The sequence below is a fragment of the Sphaerotilus hippei genome (genome assembly GCF_003201595.1).
Classification (GTDB): Bacteria; Pseudomonadota; Gammaproteobacteria; order Burkholderiales; family Burkholderiaceae_C; genus Sphaerotilus; species Sphaerotilus hippei.
The window spans coordinates 1-18,365 of sequence record NZ_QJJS01000013.1 but is presented as its reverse complement, the minus strand read 5'-3'; the positions used below and the strand labels follow the sequence as shown (position 1 = coordinate 18,365).

At 71.5% G+C, this 18,365-nt stretch carries 14 protein-coding genes and 1 pseudogene; 4 read left to right on the top strand and 11 right to left on the bottom strand.

Annotated elements, in window-relative coordinates; genetic code table 11:
- Positions 1-47 precede the first annotated feature (47 nt).
- The 3 genes from C7444_RS13730 to C7444_RS13720 all read right to left on the bottom strand — a co-directional run bounded on the left by C7444_RS13730 (position 48) and on the right by C7444_RS13720 (position 5,249).
- Positions 48-1,160 (bottom strand): BMP family ABC transporter substrate-binding protein, encoded by a 1,113-nt coding sequence (locus C7444_RS13730; protein WP_110401423.1) that lies wholly within the window; start codon positions 1,158-1,160, stop codon positions 48-50.
- A gap of 84 nt (positions 1,161-1,244) precedes the next feature.
- Positions 1,245-4,046 carry a putative bifunctional diguanylate cyclase/phosphodiesterase gene (locus C7444_RS13725; protein WP_110401422.1) on the bottom strand — a complete coding sequence of 934 codons (2,802 nt, stop codon included), beginning with the start codon at positions 4,044-4,046 and terminating at the stop codon, positions 1,245-1,247.
- 126 nt (positions 4,047-4,172) lie between these two features.
- Positions 4,173-5,249, bottom strand: a complete 1,077-nt coding sequence (locus tag C7444_RS13720; RefSeq protein WP_110401421.1) for an adenosine deaminase — start codon at positions 5,247-5,249, stop codon at positions 4,173-4,175.
- A 186-nt stretch (positions 5,250-5,435) separates the two neighbouring features.
- Between C7444_RS13720 and C7444_RS13715 the strand changes: the two genes are divergently transcribed.
- The 4 genes from C7444_RS13715 (at position 5,436) to C7444_RS13700 (ending at position 10,504) form a co-directional block, all read left to right on the top strand.
- Entirely contained in the window at positions 5,436-6,527 is a 1,092-nt protein-coding gene (locus tag C7444_RS13715) for an efflux RND transporter periplasmic adaptor subunit (protein WP_110401420.1), read from the top strand.
- Positions 6,528-6,548: 21 nt separating this feature from the next.
- On the top strand, positions 6,549-9,863 hold the full coding sequence (locus tag C7444_RS13710; RefSeq protein WP_110401419.1) for an efflux RND transporter permease subunit: 3,315 nt from the start codon (positions 6,549-6,551) through the stop codon (positions 9,861-9,863).
- A 37-nt stretch (positions 9,864-9,900) separates the two neighbouring features.
- Entirely contained in the window at positions 9,901-10,128 is a 228-nt protein-coding gene (locus C7444_RS13705) for a YgaP family membrane protein (RefSeq protein WP_110401418.1), read from the top strand.
- Between the two features lie 85 nt (positions 10,129-10,213).
- Positions 10,214-10,504 carry a metal-sensing transcriptional repressor gene (locus tag C7444_RS13700; protein WP_110401417.1) on the top strand — a complete coding sequence of 97 codons (291 nt, stop codon included), beginning with the start codon at positions 10,214-10,216 and terminating at the stop codon, positions 10,502-10,504.
- Here C7444_RS13700 and C7444_RS13695 read toward each other — a convergent pair.
- The 8 genes and pseudogenes from C7444_RS13695 to C7444_RS13660 all read right to left on the bottom strand — a co-directional run.
- On the bottom strand, positions 10,488-11,333 hold the full coding sequence (locus tag C7444_RS13695) for an HAD-IA family hydrolase (RefSeq protein ID WP_245909564.1): 846 nt from the start codon (positions 11,331-11,333) through the stop codon (positions 10,488-10,490). The genes C7444_RS13700 and C7444_RS13695 overlap by 17 nt on opposite strands.
- The gene (gene fba, locus C7444_RS13690) at positions 11,323-12,360 is read right to left on the bottom strand and encodes a class II fructose-bisphosphate aldolase (RefSeq protein WP_110401415.1); all 1,038 of its coding nucleotides are present in this window, start codon (positions 12,358-12,360) and stop codon (positions 11,323-11,325) included. Before fba ends, C7444_RS13695 begins: the two co-directional genes overlap by 11 nt.
- Positions 12,361-12,392: 32 nt before the next feature.
- On the bottom strand, positions 12,393-13,097 hold the full coding sequence (gph, locus tag C7444_RS13685; RefSeq protein WP_110401414.1) for a phosphoglycolate phosphatase: 705 nt from the start codon (positions 13,095-13,097) through the stop codon (positions 12,393-12,395).
- Positions 13,094-15,112, bottom strand: coding sequence for a transketolase (gene tkt / locus C7444_RS13680; protein WP_110401413.1), 2,019 nt, complete (start codon positions 15,110-15,112; stop codon positions 13,094-13,096). The genes gph and tkt overlap by 4 nt, the downstream gene beginning before the upstream one ends.
- Positions 15,113-15,147: 35 nt before the next feature.
- The gene (locus tag C7444_RS13675) at positions 15,148-16,023 is read right to left on the bottom strand and encodes a phosphoribulokinase (protein WP_110401412.1); all 876 of its coding nucleotides are present in this window, start codon (positions 16,021-16,023) and stop codon (positions 15,148-15,150) included.
- Between the two features lie 131 nt (positions 16,024-16,154).
- Complete coding sequence (locus C7444_RS13670) at positions 16,155-17,213, bottom strand: class 1 fructose-bisphosphatase (RefSeq protein WP_110401411.1); 1,059 nt, start codon at positions 17,211-17,213, stop codon at positions 16,155-16,157.
- Between the two features lie 27 nt (positions 17,214-17,240).
- A complete protein-coding gene (cbbX, locus tag C7444_RS13665; protein WP_110401410.1) occupies positions 17,241-18,224 on the bottom strand; it encodes a CbbX protein in 984 nt (327 codons plus the stop codon).
- Positions 18,221-18,365, bottom strand: a pseudogene (locus tag C7444_RS13660) (ribulose-phosphate 3-epimerase); the annotation flags it as partial. The pseudogene C7444_RS13660 and the gene cbbX, both read right to left, overlap by 4 nt.

Sequence of the window (18,365 nt, the reverse complement as noted above, 5' to 3'; positions counted from 1 at the left end):
CCCCGTGATGGTGTCATCGCAGCGCGATTCCATGCGCTGCACGCCGCTCAGTGCCTGGGCAAGGTGCCCACCACACCCTGGACGAAGTAGTCCATCTTCGCCAGTTCGGCATCGGGCATCGCACCGCGGGCCAGACGCACGGAGCCGGCCTGGTCGACGAGCGGGCCGGTGAACGGGTGCAGGCGACCGGCCGCCAGGGCCCGTTCGATCTCCGCGACCTGCTGGCGCACCGGCACGGGCACCCGCTCGGAAAACGGCGCGAGGTGGATGATGCGCTCCCGCACGCCCCCCCAGAAGGGCTGCGGCTTCCAGGTGCCGGCGATCACGGCACGTGCCACCGCGGTGTAGTGCGCGCCCCAGTCGTGCGTGACGGAGGTGAGCTGCGCCTGGGGCGCGATGTGGCGCATGTCGCTCTGGTAGCCCAGCAGCATCACGCCCCGGGCGGCGTTCTCCTCGGCCAGCACCGGGATGGCGGTGGAGCCGCTGTGGTGGGTCAGCGTGTCCACCCCGTCGTTGAGCAGGGACTGGGCGGCCTCGCGCTCGCGGGCAGGATCGAACCAGGTGTTGAGCCAGACGACCTTGACCGTGGCCTTGGGGTTGGCCGCCCGCATGCCCAGCGTGAAGGCGTTGATGCCCTGGACGACCTCGGGGATCGGGAAACCGGCGACGTAGCCGGCGGTGCCGGTCTTGCTCATCCGGCCGGCGACGAGACCGGCCAGGTAGCGGCCTTCGTAGAAGCGGGCGTTGTAGGTGTTGAGGTTGGCCGCGGTCCTGTAGCCGCCCATGTGCTCGAAGGCGACCTGCGGGAACTCGGCCGCGACCTTCAGCGCCGGCTCGAGGTAGCCGAAGCTGGTGGCGAAGATCAGGCGGTGGCCCTGGGCCGCGAGGTCGCGCATCACCCGTTCGGAGTCGGGCCCCTCGGCGACGTTCTCGACCCGGGTGGTGCGCACCGCCGCGCCGAGGTGGCGCTCCATCGCCAGGCGGCCGAGGTCGTGCTGGTAGGTCCAGCCGGCGGTGCCGACGGGGCTGACGTAGACGAAGGCGACCTTCAGGGCTTCGGCGGGGGCCCGGGGCGCGGGGGCGGTGCCCTGCGCCAGGCCCGACCCGCAGGCGGCGGCAACGACGGCGGCCACGCTGGCGCGCACGAGGTTTTTGTACATGGTGTTCCTCCACATGGCCCCGGATGCAAAAGGCGCTGCCCGCGGGGGCACGCGAGCAGCGCCTGATTGTCGCTCAGCGCCGGCTCAGGCCGTGCCGGGCATGAACATCGCGCCCGGGCCCGGAAGCGGCCGGCGCGGCGTGGGCAGCGGCGGCAGCGCGGGGTGCTCGATCAGGTGATCGTCCAGGTCGAAGTGCCGGGCGAGGTCATCGGCCAGGTCGGCCCGCATCGGGCGGGCCAGGAAGTAGCCCTGCACGGCGGTGCAGCCGGCATCGATGAGGCTGTCGAACTGCTCGCGGTCCTCCGCGCCTTCGCCCACCGAGTCGATGCCCATGCGCTGGGCCAGGTCGGCGACGGTGTAGAGGATGGCGCGGCCGGTGGCGTTGTTGGCGTCGGTCAGCAGCGCGCGGTCGATCTTGAGCACGTTGACCGGGAACTGGCGCAGGTAGCCGAGCGAGGAGTAGCCCTTGCCGAAGTCGTCGATGGCCAGGCGCATGCCGGCGGCCCGCAGCACCTCGAGCTGGGCGATGTTGCGCTCGGAGTTGTCCATCAGCACCGATTCGGTGATCTCGACGGTCAGCGCCTCGGGCTCGACGCCGATGGTCTCGACGATGTGCACCGCCTCGGCGGAGTAGTCGGTCTGGGCGATCTGCACCGCCGAGAGGTTGACGCTGACGCCGCGCAGCGGCGAGCCCGCCAGGCGCCAGCGCTGCACCTGGCGGGCGGCCTCGCCCAGCACCCAGCGGCCGACTGGCACGATCAGGCCCGAGCGCTCGAGCAGCGGCACGAACTCGCCCGGCGAGACCAGGCCGAACTGCGGGTGGCGCCAGCGCAGCAGCGCCTCGGCGCTGCGGAAGCTGCCGCTGGCCACGTCGAGCACCGGCTGGTAGTGCAGCAGGAACTCGCCGCGCTCGAGGGCGCCGTGCAGCTCGGTGAGCAGCTTGAGCCGGCGCACTGAATCCTGGTCGAGCTCCTGCTCGAACAGCGCGACGCTGCTGCCGTTGACGCGCTTGGCCGCATACATCGCCTGGTCGGCGCTGCGCAGCAGGGTGTCGGCATCGTGGCCATGCTGCGGGTAGAGCGCCACGCCGATGCTGGCGCGGCAGTAGGTCGGCTGGCCGTCGATGTGGACCGGCTCGATCAGCGCGGCCAGCAGGCTGTCGACCACGGCCAGCGCCTCGCGGTCGTCGGACACCTCGGGCAGCAGCACCAGGAACTCATCCCCGCCCAGCCGGCCGAGCAGCGCCCCTTCGGACGAGGCATCGGCCATCAGCCGCAGCGGGGTCTCGCCCCAGCCGGGCACGTGGCGGGCGCGGTCGTCGGCGGCCAGGCGCTCGCCGAAGCGGCGCGACAGCTCCACCAGCAGGCGGTCGCCCGCGCCGTGGCCCAGCGTGTCGTTGACCTGCTTGAAGTCGTCGAGGTCGATCATCACCAGCGCCATGCGTGCGTGGCGGCGGCGGGCGCCGAGCAGCGCAGCCTCGATGCGCGACTGCAGCTGGCGCCGGTTCGGCAGCCCGGTGAGCGGGTCGAAGTTGGCCAGCGCATGCAGTTGCACATGGCCGCGCCGCTGGCTGCGCAGGCTGTGCAGCACCGTGCCGCCCAGCAGCAGCAGCAGCACGGTGGCCGCCCCGGCGCGCCAGAGCAGGCTCAGGCCGGCCTGCCGCTCGATCTGCTCGATCTGCGCGGGCGCCAGGTAGCGATGCAGCATCCAGCCGGCCTCGCCGGCCACCGGCACCTCGGCACTGACCCGCACGATCGAGCCCTGTGCGGATCCGCCCGGGGCTTCGAGCCAGCTCGCCAGCTGCGGGTGGCGCCGGTCCATCACCCGCACGCCCAGCCCGGCGTGCTCCAGCACCCATTCGGCCGGTGGCGCCTGCAGGTTCATGCCGGCCTGGACCGCCTCGCCGCGATCGGCCTCGGAGACCGGCAGGAAAGGCCAGCCGATCAGCCGCGCCTCGATCATGTTGGTGCGCACCGTGGTGGCGACCACGCCCTTGAAGCGGCCGCTGCGGGCGTCGTAGATCGGGCTGCTGAAGATCAGGCCGGTGCGGTCCCGCTCATCCCCGTGGCGCATCGACAGGAACTGGCTGTTGTCGCAGGTGCGCAGCAGCGGCGACACCGTCATCGGAATGCCCTCCGGCCCGGTGGCCGGCAGCTGCGCATGGGCCTGACGCTCCCGGGCGAGCAGGCGCTCGAGGTAGGCGTACTCCTCGTGCTCGTCCTCCAGCGGGATGTCGGCATCGTCCCGGGCGGGGCCGGACAGCGCGCCATGCCAGCGGTCCCGGGCCGCGGCCTCGTCACGTCCGGGCCGAGCCAGCACGCCGGCTGCCGTGGCCTCCATGGCCGAAAAATCGGGCAGGCCCAGCACCGCCAGGTGGCGGCCGATGCGGGAGCGGAAGCGGTCGACGATGACCTGGTCGAACATCAGGAACGGCACCTCGCCCCGGTCGGGCTGGAAGCCGTCGTAGACGACGTAGACCTCGGAGACCGACAGCAAGGCCGCCTGGTGGTTGTAGAGCTGCTGCAGCGTCTGGGCGTCGCTGCTGCGGAAACGCCGGCCGTCGACGACATCGTCGTCCGGGCTGGCGCGGTTGCGGGCCTCGGCCTCGCGCAGCGGCGGCAGCAGGCTCATCGTGCGGATGGAGACGTGCAGCTCGCGGAACATCGCCTGCAGCTCCTGCGCCTTGGTGCGGGTGCCGAGCTCGGCCTCGTGGATCAGGTCGGCCGTGCGCAGGCGCACGTCGGCGCGCATGTCGAGCACGCTGACCACGACGATCAGCGCCCACAGCAGCACGAACCCGAGCAGCACGAGCCGCTCGATGCGGCGCAGGGCGGCCGGATCGCGCAAGGCGGGCGGCAGGTCGAGGGTCGGGGGCTGGGCGGACATGGCCAAGCCAATGTAGGCTGCCGTCCCGGGCCTTCAACGGCCGATAAAACCAGCGAGCGACGGCCTGTTCGCCCCCTGGAGCGGCGCCACCCCCCCCAAACCCGGTGGGGTGGCGCCGGCCGGCGGTCAGGCCGCGGCGGTGAGGAAGAACGTGTCGAGCCGGGCCTGCCAGCGGGCCTTCTCGGCGGCATCGGCAAAGCTCGCCTCGAAGCTGTTGCTCGCCAGCTGCCAGGCCTGGCGGGCCCCCAGCTGCGGCAGCGCGGCGAAGGTCTCGACCAGGTTCTGGTTCAGGTAGCCGCCGAAGTAGGCCGGATCGTCGGAATTGACCATCGCGCACAGCCCGGCGTCGAGCAGCGCCGGCAGGTTGTGCCCGGCCAGCGAGTCGAAGACGCACAGCTTGATGTTCGACAGCGGGCAGACCGTCAGCGGCATGCGGCTGGCCGCCAGGCGCTGCACCAGCGCCGGATCCTCGAGGCAGCGCACGCCGTGGTCGATGCGCTCGCTGTGCAGCAGGTCCAGCGCCTCGTGGATGTAGGCCGGCGGCCCCTCCTCGCCGGCGTGGGCGACGACGTGCAGGCCCAGTTCGCGGCAGCGGGCGAACACCCGCTCGAACTTGGACGGCGGGTGGCCGAGCTCGCTGCTGTCGAGCCCGACGCCGATGAAGTGCTCGCGCCACGGCAGCGCGGCCTCCAGCGTCCCGAAGGCCGCCGCCTCGCTGAGGTGGCGCAGGAAACACAGGATCAGCGCCGCGCTGACCCCCAGTTCGGTGCGGGCCCGCTCGACCGCCCGGGCCAGGCCGCGGATCACGACGTCGATGGGCACGCCCCGGTCGGTGTGGGTCTGCGGGTCGAAGAACAGCTCGGCGTGCACGATGTTCTCGGCCGCGGCCTTCTCGAGGTAGGCCCAGGCCATGTCGAAGAAGTCCGCCTCCTGGAGCAGCACGCTGGCACCGGCGTAGTAGATGTCGAGAAAGCTCTGCAGGTCGGTGAAGGCGTAGGCCGCACGCAGCGCCTCGACGCTCGCATACGGCAGCGTGACGCCGTTGCGCTCGGCCAGGCGGAAGATCAGCTCGGGTTCGAGCGAGCCCTCGATGTGCAGGTGCAGCTCGGCCTTGGGCATCGTGCACAGCAGGGCCGGCAGGCGCGACGCGGGCAGCGCGTCGAGCGCAGCGGCCAGGGCGGGGGTCAGGGTGGCGATGGCCATGGGCGAACTCCGCGATTGAAACGACGGGAACTGTAGCCCAGCGATGCAGTTTCCAGGCCCGCCGAGGTCCGTCCGATCGGCCACTGAGGGCGCTCACCCCATCGGCGTGACCGGCGGACCAACATGGGACGGTCGCTCCCGGAAACATCGTTCTGATATACCATGCAGGGTATACAGGAGTCCGTCATGCCCCGCACGCCCGCCCCGCCCCTCCCCTTCGTGGCCCTTCGGCGTGGCCGCACGCTGCTGCTGGCAGCCCTGATGGCCGGCCCGCTGCAGGCCCGGGCAGCGGTCGAGGTGCCGGTGGTCGAGGTGCGCTCGCAGGCCACGCGCCGGGGGCTGGAGATCGACGGGGCGGTCCAGGCGGTGCGCCAGGCGACCGTTGCCGCGCAGGTCAGCGGCAACGTGCTGCAGCTGCAGGTCCGGGCCGGCGATCAGGTCAAGGCCGGCCAGCCGCTGGCACGCATCGACGAACGCGGCGCAGTGGCGGCGCTGGCCCAGAGCAGTGCCGGGGTCGCCCAGGCCGAGGCCGACCTGCGCAACGCCCGCACCCAGCTGGAGCGCAGCCGCGAGCTGCGCGCCCAGGGTTACGTCAGCCAGTCGGCGCTGGACAACGCGGAGAACCAGTTCAAGGCCGCCGAGGCCGGCATGGCCCAGGCCGGCGCCGGGCGCCAGCAGGCGGCGCTGACACGCAGCTTCGCCAGCGTCACCGCACCGTTCGAGGGGGTGGTGCTGGCCACCCACCTCGACACCGGCGACCTGGCCATCCCGGGCCGAGCGGTGGCCACCGTCTACCAGCCCGGCGCGCTGCGGGCGGTGGTGCAGGTGCCGGCCTCGCAGGCGATGCTGGCCCGCACGGCCCGGCGCATCGAGGTGCAGCTGCCCGACCAGCGCTGGGTCGCTCCGGTGCGCCGCACCGACCTGCCCACGGCCGATGCCGTGACGCAGACCGTCGAATGGCGGCTCGACCTGTCGGGTGCCGACGGCGGCAGCCTGCTGCCCGGCCAGACCGTGCGGGTGCGTTTCGCGGACCCGGCCGGTGCCACGACCGCGTCGGCCACCGCGCTGAGCGTGCCGGTCGGTGCCCTGCTGCGGCGCGGCGAGCTGACGGCGGTCTACGTCGCGCGGGGCGGCCAGTTCGTGCTGCGGGCGGTGCGACCGGGAGCCACCCAGGGCGACCGCGTCGAGGTGCTGGCCGGCCTGAGCGCCGGCGAACGGGTCGCCACCGACGCGGTGCGCGCCGGCCTGGCCGATGCCCGCCCCGCGGCCGCTCGCTGAGCCCAGGCCGGACACGACACCATGAACTCGCCCACCCCATCGAACACCCGGGCGCCGCTCGGTTTCTCGGGCCGATTGGCCGCCCGGCTCCAGGACAACGCCCTCACGCCGCTGCTGGCCCTCGTGGCGCTGCTGCTGGGCCTGTTCGCCGTGCTCGTCACGCCGCGCGAGGAAGAGCCGCAGATCAACGTGACCATGGCCAACGTGCTGATCCCTTTCCCCGGGGCCAGCGCGGCGGACGTGCAGAACATGGTCGCGCGCCCAGCCGAGCAGGTGCTCAGCCAGATCGCCGACATCGAGCACACCTACTCGGTGGCCCGCCCCGGCGTGGCCGTGCTGACGGTGCAGTACAAGGTGGGCGTGCCGCGCACCGAGGCCCTGGTGCGCCTGTACGACGTGCTCAACGCCAACCAGGACTGGCTGCCCGCCGGCCTGGGCACGCTGGCTCCCATCGTCAAGCCCAAGGGCATCGACGACGTGCCGGTGCTGGGCGTGACGCTGTGGAGCAAGGACGGCACACCGGGCGTGGACCTGGAGCGCGTGGCCCATTCCGTCGAGGCCGAGCTCAAGCGTGTGCCCGGCAGCCGCGAGGTGGAAACCATCGGCGGCCCCGGCCAGACCGTGCAGGTGCTGCTCGACCCGACCCGGCTGCGCGAACGCGGCGTGGACGTGCTTTCGCTCAAGCAGACGCTGGCCGCGGCCAACCTCGCCATGCCTTCGGGCAGCGTGGTCAACCGCGACAGCGCCGCGCCGCAGATGATCACCGTCGAGACGGGTGAATTCCTGCGCTCGGCCGACGACGTCGGTCAGCTCGTGGTCGGCACGCACGCCGGCAAGCCGGTGTACCTGCGTGAAGTGGCCCGCATCGAGGCCGGTGCCGCTCAGCCCACGCGCTACGTCTGGTTCACCCCCGGATCGGCCCCGGCCGACGGGGAAGCCACGAAGGCTGCCGAAGCCGGTGCCAGCGGTGCCGGCGCCCGCCCGGGCAGCGTCCATCCGGCCGTGACGATCACCGTCACCAAGAAGCCCGGCCAGAACGCCGTGGACGTGGCCCGCGCTGTCCGCGCCCGCCTGGACGAGCTGCGCAACACCGTCATCCCCGCCGACGTGGAGATGACCATCACCCGCGACTACGGCGAGACCGCGGCCGAGAAGGCCAACAAGCTGATCCAGAAGCTGGCGTTCGCGACGGGCTCGGTGATCCTGCTGGTGGGCATGGCGCTGGGGCGGCGCGAGGCGGTGATCGTCGGCGCGGCGGTGATCCTGACGCTCACGGCGACGCTGTTCGCCAGCTGGGCCTGGGGCTTCACGCTCAACCGCGTCTCGCTGTTCGCGCTGATCTTCTCCATCGGCATCCTGGTGGACGACGCCATCGTGGTGGTCGAGAACATCCACCGCCACCAGCAACTGCACCCGGGGCGTCCGCTGCTGGAGATCATTCCCGGCGCGGTGGACGAGGTGGGCGGCCCCACCATCCTGGCCACCTTCACGGTGATCGCGGCGCTGCTGCCGATGGCCTTCGTCAGCGGCCTGATGGGGCCGTACATGAGCCCCATCCCGATCAACTCCAGCCTGGGCATGGCGATCTCGCTGGCCATCGCCTTCTCGGTCACGCCGTGGCTGGCCGCGCGGCTGATGAAGTCGCACGGCCCCGGCGACGCGTCGGCACACGCTGCGCCCACCGGGCTGGCGGCCAGGCTGCCGGGCTTTTTCGCCCGCGTGCTTTCGCCCTTCCTGGACAGCGCCCGCAAGCGCTGGCTGCTGCTGGCCGGCATCCTCGTCGCGCTGCTGCTGAGCGTCGGCCTGGCCGGCGTGCAGTGGGTGGTGCTGAAGATGCTGCCCTTCGACAACAAGTCGGAGTACCAGGTGGTGGTCGAGATGCCCGCCGGCACGCCGCTGGAAAACACCGCCGCCGCCCTGAACGACCTGGGCGCCTGGCTGGCCAAGCAGCCCGAGGTGCGCAACCTGCAGTGCTACGCCGGCACGGCCAGCCCCATCACCTTCAACGGTCTGGTGCGCCAGTACTACCTGCGCGCCGACGCCGAGCAGGGCGACCTGCAGGTGAACCTGGTCGACAAGCACCACCGCAGTGAAAAGAGCCACGCCATCGCCCAGCGCCACCGCCCGGAGCTGGAGAAGATCGCCGCCGCCCACGGCGCGCGTCTGAAGGTCGTGGAAGTGCCGCCCGGCCCGCCGGTGATGAGCCCGCTGGTCGCCGAAATCTATGGCCCCGATGAAGCAGGACGCCAGCAACTGGCCGCCAACGTGGCCAAGGCCTTTGCCGCCACGCCCGACATCGTCGGCATCGACACCACGCTGCGCGAGGATGCGCCGCGCACCTTCCTGCGCGTGCAGCGCCAGCGGGCCGCGTCACTGGGCATTCCGGTGGCCGCCGTGGCGCAGACCGTGCACGGCGCGCTGTCCGGCATGGATGCGGCCTGGCTGCACGACGGCCAGAGCAAGTACCCGGTGCCGGTGCGCCTGCAGCTGCCGCCCGAATCCCAGGTCGGCCTGGAGGCCCTGCTGGCGCTGCCGCTGCGCGCGGGCAACGGCCAGCTCGTGCCGCTGTCCGAGCTGGTCCGCGTCGAGAAGGCCGTCATCGACAAGCCGCTGTTCACCAAGGACCTGCACGGCGTGAGCTACGTCTTCGGCGACATGGCCGGCAAGCTGGATTCGCCGCTGTACGGCCTGTTCGCCATCCGCCCGAACCTGGAGAAGGCCGCCCTGCCCGGCACCGGCAAGATCGAGGAATACTGGATCCGGCAGCCCGGCGATCCCTACCGCCAGTACGCCGTCAAGTGGGACGGCGAGTGGCAGATCACCTACGAGACCTTCCGCGACATGGGTGCGGCCTACGGCGTGGGCCTGATCCTGATCTACCTGCTGGTGGTGGCTCAGTTCAGGAGCTACCTGACGCCGCTGATCATCATGGCGCCCATCCCGCTGACCCTCATCGGCGTGATGCCGGGCCATGCGCTGCTGGGTGCGCAGTACACCGCCACCAGCATGATCGGCATGATCGCGCTGGCCGGCATCATCGTGCGCAACTCCATCCTGCTGGTGGACTTCATCGAGCTGCAGGTGGCGCAGGGCATGGACTTCAAGGCGGCGGTGATGAGCTCGGCGGCCGTGCGCGCCCAGCCCATCGCGCTCACGGGCCTGGCCGCGATGATCGGCGCCTTCTTCATCCTCGACGACCCGATCTTCAACGGCCTGGCCATCTCGCTGATCTTCGGCATCCTGGTCTCGACCATGCTGACGCTGGTGGTGATCCCGGTGCTGTACTACGCGATGTATCACCAGCAGCACGACACGGCAGCCCGTGCCACGACCTGAACTCACCCCTTCCCCCTTGCAACCAGGAGCTTTCGCCATGACCGTCGACCGCCTCATCCGCATCTTCGCGGGCAGTTTCATCCTGATCTCGCTGGCCCTCGGCATCGAGGGCAGCCCGCTGTTCTTCAGCAAGTGGGCACTGGCTTTCACGGCTTTCGTCGGGGCCAATCTGCTGCAGTTCGGCTTCACCGACGTCTGCCCGCTGGGCTGGATGCTGAAAAAAATGGGCATTCCGGAACAGTCCGGCCCTTGTCCTTGCAAGTAATTCGTCAGCGTGTGCACGCAACCCGGGCGCAGCGGACAAAATGACCGACTTCCCAGCCCCCCACAAGAAGTCGGACCCCTGCACCATGGCTCAACTCCAGGATGAAAAATCGCGCACCGACCTGCTGAACCGCCTCAAGCGGGCCGAAGGGCAGCTGCGTGGCATCCAGCGCATGATCGAAGGGGGCGAGCCCTGCCTGGACATCGCCAGCCAGATGGCGGCCGTGCGCAACGCCCTCGACAGCGCCTACGTGCGCATGACGGTGTGCTTCATGCAGCAGGAGCTGCAGCAGCGCCTGGGCATGACCGAGGCACAGGGCCCGATCCTGGGCGAGATGCTCGAAGAGGTCCAGACCCTGCTCAACAAGGTGCGCTGAGCCACGGGCCGGCGCGGGTGGCCGGGGCCTCGTGCCCCGCGGGGCCATCGGCCGTCGGCAGGCCCGGCCAGTGCGCCTGCAGTGCGATCAGCAGCTGCGCGCCCCCCGGCCAGGCCCCGGCCGGGCCGTGGAACTCACCCTCCAGATCCCCGCCCTCGGCCAGCGCCGCGGGCATCGGCCCCACGGCACCGGCCGCGCTGCGGGTCAGCAGCACCGGCACGCCTGCAGCGACGGCCGCCGCCAGGCCCGGGGCCGAGTCCTCGAGCGCCAGCGCCTCGTGTGCGGCCACCCCGAGCTGCGCCAGCGCCTGGTGGTAGACCTGCGGATCGGGCTTCTTGCGCTCGACGTCCTCGCCGCAGACCACCGCCGCGAAACCCGCCCTCCAGCGCTCGCCCAGCAGGCTGCTCATCAGCGCCTGCACATTGCCGCGGCTGGTCGTCGTCGCGATCGCCTGCTGCAGTCCCGCGGCGCGGGCCTGCGCCATCAGCGCCAGCACGCCCGGGCGGGCCCGGACCTCCCCCCGGGCCACCCGCTGCGCATACAGCTGGTTCTTGCGCTGGTGCAGCGCACGCACCAACCGCTCCCGCTCGACGGCACCGGCAGGCACCTGCGACGGCGGGCGCTGCGCCAGATCGTGCAGCAGGCGCTCCCGGCCCCCGGTGACCTGCAGCAGCTCGAGGTAACGGGCCCGTCCCCAGCGCCAGCACAGGCCGAACTCCTTGAACGCCAGGTTGAAGGCGACCCGATGGCCGTCGAGCTCGGTCTCGGCGATGGTGCCGTCGACATCCCAGATCAGCGCCCGCAGCATGCCCGGGCCCTCAGCGGTCACGCTGCACCATCGCCTCGAGCGGCACGGGGCGGATGCGCTCGGCCATGCCGGCACAGCCGAAGGCCTCGAAGCGGGACTCGCACAGGCCGCGCGCGGCCTGGCGGGCGGCGGCCAGTGCCTTGCGCGGATCGAACTCGGCGGGCTGCAGCGCCAGCAGCTGGCGCATCGCCCCGGTCATCACCAGGCGGATGTCGGTGTCGATGTTGACCTTGCGCACGCCGCTGGCGATGCCGCGCACGATCTCCTCGACCGGCACGCCGTAGGTCGGCCGGATGTCCCCGCCATGGGCCCGGATGATGGCCAGCCACTCCTGCGGCACGCTCGACGAGCCGTGCATCACCAGGTGGGTGTCGGGCACCGCGGCGTGGATCTGCGCGATGCGCTCGATCGCCAGCAGGTCGCCGGTGGGCGGGCGGGTGAACTTGTAGGCCCCGTGGCTGGTGCCGATGGCGATGGCCAGCGCATCGACGCCGGTGCGGGCGACGAAGTCCTTCGCCTCGGCCGGATCGGTCAGCATCTGCCGGTGCGTGAGCTGGCCGGCCGCGCCGACGCCGTCCTCCTCGCCGGCCTCGCCCGTCTCGAGCGAACCGAGGCAGCCCAGCTCCCCCTCCACCGACACGCCCACCGCATGAGCCATGCGGCAGACCTGGGCGGTGACCTCGAGGTTGTACGAGGCCGGGGCCGGCGTGCGGGCATCCTCCAGCAGCGAGCCGTCCATCATCACGCTGGAGAACCCCGAGCGCATGGCCTGCAGGCACACCGACGGCGACGCGCCATGGTCCTGGTGCAGCACGACCGGCAGGTCGGGATGGCTCTCGATGGCCGCCCGCACCAGGTGGCGCAGATAGGCCTCGCCGGCGTACTGCCGGGCGCCGGCCGAGGCCTGCAGGATGACGGGGCTCATCGTCGCCTGGGCCGCCTCCATGATGGCCTGGACCTGCTCCAGGTTGTTGACGTTGAAGGCGGGCACGCCGTAGTGGTGCTCGGCGGCGTGGTCGAGCAGCTGACGCAGCGAGATCAGGGCCATGGGATCGCTCCTTGGAGAGAACGGGAAGTCGCTCAGGCGGCCTGCGCCACGCGGGGCGGCGCCAGCACATGGGCCGCGACCTCGGGCAGGCTGTGGAAGATGCGGTGCGGGCCGGCGGCCTCGATCGGCTGGCCGGCGTTGTAGCCCCAGGGCACGGCCCAGGCCTGCACCCCGGCGGCCCGCGCGGCCTCGACGTCGATCGAGGAGTCGCCGACATGGGCCGTCTGGTGCGGCTCAGCCCCGAACTGCGCCATCACCTGCCGCAGCGGCAGCGGATCGGGCTTGTGGCGCGCCAGCGTGTCCCCGCCGATGACGACGTCGAGCCGCTCCGCCAGCCCGGTGGCCTGCAGCACCCGCAGTGCGAAGCGGTGCTCCTTGTTGGTCACGCAGGCCAGCCGCAGGCCGGCCTGGCGCAGGCCCGCCAGGGCCTCGTGCGCACCGGCATAGACCCGGGCCGAGGTGCCCACGGTCTGGCCGTAGTGCACCTCCAGCCGCTCGAGCACCCGCTCGGCGCGCAGCCGTCCGGCCAGCGCCGGATCACGCAGCAGCAGGTGGGCCATCAGCCGCAGCATCATCTGCCGGGTGCCCGCGCCGATGAAGCCGCGCACGAAGGCCTCGTCCTGGCGCGGCACGCCGAACTCGGCCAGCGTGCGGTTGGCCGCCTCGGCGATCTCGCCGGCGGTGTCGACCAGCGTGCCATCGAGGTCGAAGCTGATCAGCGTGTAGGGGCCGCTCATCGTGGCACTCCCGCCGGGCAGCGGGCGACCTCGGCCCGCACCAGCTCGACCAGATGCGCCGCGGTGAAGCCCAGCGCCTGCATCAGCTCGGGGCCCGGAGCGGATTCACCGTAGCGATCCAGCCCCAGCACCGCCGTGCAGCCGTAGGCGGCCCAGGGCGGCGTGACCCCGGCCTCGACCGCGATGCGGGGCGGCCCGGGGGGCAGCACCGCCTGCCGCCACGCCGTGTCCTGGCGGTCGAACACCGTGCTCGACGGCATCGACACCACCCGCACCGGCACCCCCTGCTGGTCGAGCAGCTGCTGGGCCGCCATGGCCAGCGACAGCTCCGAGCCGGTCGCGATCAGCACCGCGACGGCCTGCGGCCGGTCGCTCAGCACATAGGCCCCGCGCCGGATCGCCGCGGTCTGTTCGGGGCCGCGCGGCTGGGCCGGCAGGTTCTGGCGCGACAGCAGCAGCGCGCTCGGGCGGTCGGCCTGCATCAGCGCATGGCCCCAGGCCGCCACCGTCTCGGCCTCGTCGCCGGGCCGCCAGACGTCCAGGCCCGGGATCAGGCGCAGGCTCGCGGCATGCTCCACCGGCTGGTGGGTCGGGCCGTCCTCGCCCAGGCCGATGGAGTCGTGCGTGAACACGTGGATGACGCGGCGCTTCATCAGCGCGGCCATGCGGATGGCGTTGCGGCTGTAGTCGCTGAAGGTCAGGAAGGTGCCACCGAAGGGGATGAACCCCCCGTGCAGCGCCAGGCCGTTCATCACCGCGGCCATGCCGAACTCGCGCACGCCGTAGTTGATGTGGCGCCCGCCCCGCTCGCCACCACGCACCGCACCGCAGTCGGGCCAGTCGGTCAGGTTCGAGCCGGTCAGGTCGGCCGAGCCGCCCAGCAGCTCGGGCAGCCGGGGCGCCAGCGCGGCGATCGTGTGCTGCGAGGCCTTGCGGCTGGCCAGCGTGCGGCCCTGCTGCTGGGTGCGGGCGAGCAGACGCAGCCAGTCGATCTCGAAGCCCTCGGGCAGCCGGCCGAGCAGGCGGCGCTCGAGCTCGTCCGCATCGGCCGGACAGTCGCGCCGGTAGTCGTTCCAGCGGACCCGCCAGGCCGCCTGCGCAGCGGCGCCCTGTTCACGCTGGTCCCAGGCCGCCCCGATCTGCGGCGGGATCTCGAAAGGCGCGGCCGTCCAGCCCAGCGCGGCCCGGGTGGCCTCGATCTCGGCCTCGCCCAGCGGCTCGCCATGGGCCCGGGCCGTGCCCGCCCGGGCGGGCGAGCCGCGGCCGATGGTCGTGCGGCAGATCACCAGCGTCGGCCGGTCGACGCTGCGGCGGGCCTGCTGCAGCGCCGCATCGACGGCCTCGACATCATGGCCGTCGACCGGGCCGATCACCGACCAGCCGCAGGCCCGGAACCGCGCCGCGGTGTCGTCGGCGAACCAGGCCCGCACGGGGCCGTCGATGCTGATGCCGTTGTCGTCGTACAGCACGGTCAGCTTGCCCAGCTGCCACGCGCCGGCCAGCGAGATCGCTTCCTGGCTCAGGCCTTCCATCAGGCAGCCGTCGCCGACGAAGACCCAGGTGCGGTGGTCGACCACGGTGTGGCCGTCGTGGTTGTAGCGGTCGGCCAGCAGCTTCTCGGCCAGCGCCATGCCCACCGCGTTGGCCAGGCCCTGGCCGAGCGGGCCGGTCGTGGTCTCGACCCCGGGCGTGTGGTCGACCTCGGGGTGGCCCGGCGTCAGGCTGCCCCGCTGGCGGAAGCGCCGCAGCTGCTCCATCGGCAGCGCGTAGCCGCTCAGGTGCAGCAGGCCGTAGAGCAGCATCGACGCATGGCCGTTGGACAGCACGAAGCGGTCCCGGTCCGGCCAGTGCGGATCCGCGGGGTCGTGCTTGAGGTGGCGGGTCCAGAGCGCGACCGCCATCTCGGCCATGCCCATCGGGGCGCCGGGATGGCCGGAGGCGGCCTGCTGCACGGCATCCATCGCCAGTGCGCGCAGGGCATGGGCCAGATCCTGGGAACGGGGGGCGGTGCGCATGGGAGTCTCCTCGTCTCGGGTCTCGGGTCTCGGATTCAGGAGTGCTGGGCACGGCGCATGTCCATCAGCCGCAGGATCATCGGCGTGAGGATCAGCTGCATCGCCAAGTCCATCTTGCCGCCGGGCACGACGATGGTGTTGGCCCGGCTCATGAAGGCGTTGTCGATCATGCTCAGCAGGTAGGGAAAGTCGATGCCGCTCGGGTTGCGGAAGCGGATCACCGTCATGCTCTCGCCGGCCGTGGGGATGTCGCGGGCGATGAAGGGGTTGCTGGTGTCGACCACCGGCACACGCTGGAAGTTGATGTCGGTCTCGCCGAACTGCGGACAGATGTAGTGCACGTAGTCGTGCATGCGCCGCAGGATGGTGTCGCTGACCGCCTCGGTCGAATAGCCCCGCTCGCGGGTGTCGCGGTGCAGCTTCTGGATCCACTCCAGGTTGATGATGGGCACCACGCCGATCTTCAGGTCCACGTGGCGAGCCAGGTCGACCTGCGGGGTCTTCACGCAACCATGCAGTCCCTCGTAGAACAGCAGGTCGGTGTCGGCGGCGATGTCCTGCCACGGCGTGAAGGTGCCGGGCTCCTGGCCGTGGGGCTGTGCCTCCCTGTCGTTGTGCAGGTAGAAGCGCGACTTGCAGCGGCCCTGGCGACCATAGTCGCGGAACTGGCCCTCGAGGGCCTCCCACTCGTTGCTGTCCGGGCCGAAGTGGCTGATCGGCCGGCCTTCGCGGTCGGCCGCGGCGATGCGCTCCTTCATCTCGACGCGGGTGTAGCGGTGGAAGGCATCGCCCTCCATGACCGCCGCGGTGATGCCCTCGCGCCGGAAGATGTTCTCGAACACCCGCTTGACGGTGGTGGTGCCCGCGCCGCTGGAACCGGTGACGGCGATGATCGGATGTCTCTTGCTCATGGCGTGGCCTCTGCTGTTCTGGAAGGACGACGGCACGGGATCGCCTGGATGCACAAGGTGATCCGTGCATGCGGCGGCCCGGCTCGATGCGCCAGGGCCGTGCGGAAGACGGACGTGCGGGAAGGGCCGGACTAGGGCTGGGCCTGCACGAACAGCGAGCGCGTCTTGAACAGCTGCCAGGACACGTTCTCGCTCGGATCGGCGTGGTAGCGCGTGATGCGCTCGACCTCGTCGCGCGAGCCGAGGATGACCGGCACCTTCTGGTGCAGCGTGTCGGGCGTGATGTCGAGCAGTTCGCTGGTGCCGGTGCTGGCGCTGGCGCCGGCCTGCTCCATCAGCCAGGCCATCGGTGCGGCCTCGTACATCAGCCGCAGGCGACCCGGCCGGCGCGGCTCGCGATGGTCACGCGGGTAGAGGAACACCCCGCCGCGCGACAGGATGCGGTGCACCTCGGCCACCAGGCTGGCGACCCAGCGCATGTTGAAGTGGCGCGAGCGCGGTCCGTCCTCGCCGGCCACGCATTCGGCCACGTAGCGCTGCACCGGCTTCTCCCAGAAGCGCTGGTTGCTCGTGTTGATCGCGAACTCCGACGTGCAGGCCGGCACCTGCACGGCGCTGCGGGTCAGCAGCCACTGGCCACCGACGGGATCGAGCGTGAAGGTCAGCACGCCCTGCCCGACCGTCAGTACCAGCACCGTGGCCGGACCGTACAGGGCGTAACCCGCCACCAGCTGGCGACGCCCCGGCTGCAGGAAGGCGGCTTCGGTCGGTGCCGCGCCACGGAACAGGTGGGGCAGCACCGAGAAGATCGTGCCCACCGAGATGTTGGCCTCGATGTTGGATGATCCGTCCAGCGGATCGAACAGCACCAGATACGGCGCAGCCGGATCGGCCAGCGGGGCGACCACGGGCAGCGTCTGCTCCTCGCTGGCCCAGCCGGCCACGAACGGGCTGCGGGCCAGCGCCAGGGCCATCGCCCGGTCGGCCAGCACGTCGAGCCGCTGCTGCACCTCGCCGTGCACATTGGCCTCGCCGGCCGGGCCGTGGCCACCGTCGCCCCCGGAGGCGCTCGTCAGCGCACCATGCGCGCACAGGCGGGCGATCTCGCTGCAGGCCTGGGCGATGTGGCGAAGCACGTCGGCCAGTGCGGTCGGCTGGGTCGCCAGCCAGGTCTCCAATGTCGTGTTCATCTCGGCATCCTCGGTTCTGCGGTCGTTTCAGGAATCCTGTGTCGCCGGACGGGGCGGCGCTGCGGCCAGGTCGAACACCCGGCTGCCGGCCAGGTCCGCCACCTCCAGGGTGACGAGGTCCTCGCGGCTCAGCTCGCGGTGGCGATCGGCGAACAGCCGGCTGGCCTGGCGCAGGCGGGCACGGTCGAGCGCATTGCGCACGCTGCGGGCGTTGGCGAAATGCGGCTGCCCCATCCTCAGGCTCAGGTAATGAGCCATCTTGTCGCGGGCCTCGCTGCCGAAGCGGTAGTTCATGCCCGTGACCATGCGGTCGGCGATCTCCAGCAGCTCGGCGGCGGCGTAGTCCGGAAACTCGATGTGGTGGGCGATGCGCGAGCTCATGCCCGGGTTGGACTGGAAGAAGGTCTGCATCCGGTCCTGGTAACCGGCCAGGATCACCACCAGGTCGTCGCGCTGGTTCTCCATCACCTGCAGCAGGATCTCGATGGACTCCTGGCCGTAGTCACGCTCGTTGTCGGGACGGTAGAGGTAGTAGGCCTCGTCGATGAACAGCACGCCGCCCATGGCCTTCTTCAGCACCTCGCGGGTCTTCGGGGCCGTGTGGCCGATGTACTGGCCCACCAGGTCGTCGCGCGTGACGCTGACCACATGGCCTTTGCGCACATGGCCCAACCGGTGCAGGATCTCGGCCATGCGCAACGCCACGGTGGTCTTGCCCGTGCCCGGGTTGCCGGTGAAGCACATGTGCAGGCTGGGGTTCTGCGCCGCGAGGCCGAAGCTCAGGCGCAGCCGGTCGATCACCAGCAGGGCCGCGATGTCGCGGATGCGCTGCTTGACCGGCGCCAGGCCGATCAGGTCACGCTCGAGCTCGTCGATCACCGCCTCGACCTGGCTGGCGGCCAGCACCTCGGCGACGGTGCGGGGGGCATCGGACCGCGGCACGGTCCCGGCGGCCGGAGCGGACGCCGGCGGGTGAGCCGACCCGGGAATGGCGTAGAGCGGTGCGTTCATCGCTGTCCCTCGGCGAGCTCGGCCCGCATCGTGTCGATCACGCGGCGGTAGTCCGGCGCATTGAAGATCGCGCTGCCCGCCACGAAGGTGTCCGCCCCCGCATCGGCCACCCGCCTGATGTTGTCCACCTTGATCCCCCCG

Coding starts and splice junctions, on each gene's coding strand:
- C7444_RS13730 (WP_110401423.1), bottom strand. CDS start 1,160: ATGTACAAAAACCTCGTGCGCGCCAGCGTGGCCGCCGTCGTTGCCGCC.
- C7444_RS13725 (WP_110401422.1), bottom strand. CDS start 4,046: ATGTCCGCCCAGCCCCCGACCCTCGACCTGCCGCCCGCCTTGCGCGAT.
- C7444_RS13720 (WP_110401421.1), bottom strand. CDS start 5,249: ATGGCCATCGCCACCCTGACCCCCGCCCTGGCCGCTGCGCTCGACGCG.
- C7444_RS13715 (WP_110401420.1), top strand. CDS start 5,436: ATGCCCCGCACGCCCGCCCCGCCCCTCCCCTTCGTGGCCCTTCGGCGT.
- C7444_RS13710 (WP_110401419.1), top strand. CDS start 6,549: ATGAACTCGCCCACCCCATCGAACACCCGGGCGCCGCTCGGTTTCTCG.
- C7444_RS13705 (WP_110401418.1), top strand. CDS start 9,901: ATGACCGTCGACCGCCTCATCCGCATCTTCGCGGGCAGTTTCATCCTG.
- C7444_RS13700 (WP_110401417.1), top strand. CDS start 10,214: ATGGCTCAACTCCAGGATGAAAAATCGCGCACCGACCTGCTGAACCGC.
- fba (WP_110401415.1), bottom strand. CDS start 12,360: ATGGCCCTGATCTCGCTGCGTCAGCTGCTCGACCACGCCGCCGAGCAC.
- gph (WP_110401414.1), bottom strand. CDS start 13,097: ATGAGCGGCCCCTACACGCTGATCAGCTTCGACCTCGATGGCACGCTG.
- tkt (WP_110401413.1), bottom strand. CDS start 15,112: ATGCGCACCGCCCCCCGTTCCCAGGATCTGGCCCATGCCCTGCGCGCA.
- C7444_RS13675 (WP_110401412.1), bottom strand. CDS start 16,023: ATGAGCAAGAGACATCCGATCATCGCCGTCACCGGTTCCAGCGGCGCG.
- C7444_RS13670 (WP_110401411.1), bottom strand. CDS start 17,213: ATGAACACGACATTGGAGACCTGGCTGGCGACCCAGCCGACCGCACTG.
- cbbX (WP_110401410.1), bottom strand. CDS start 18,224: ATGAACGCACCGCTCTACGCCATTCCCGGGTCGGCTCACCCGCCGGCG.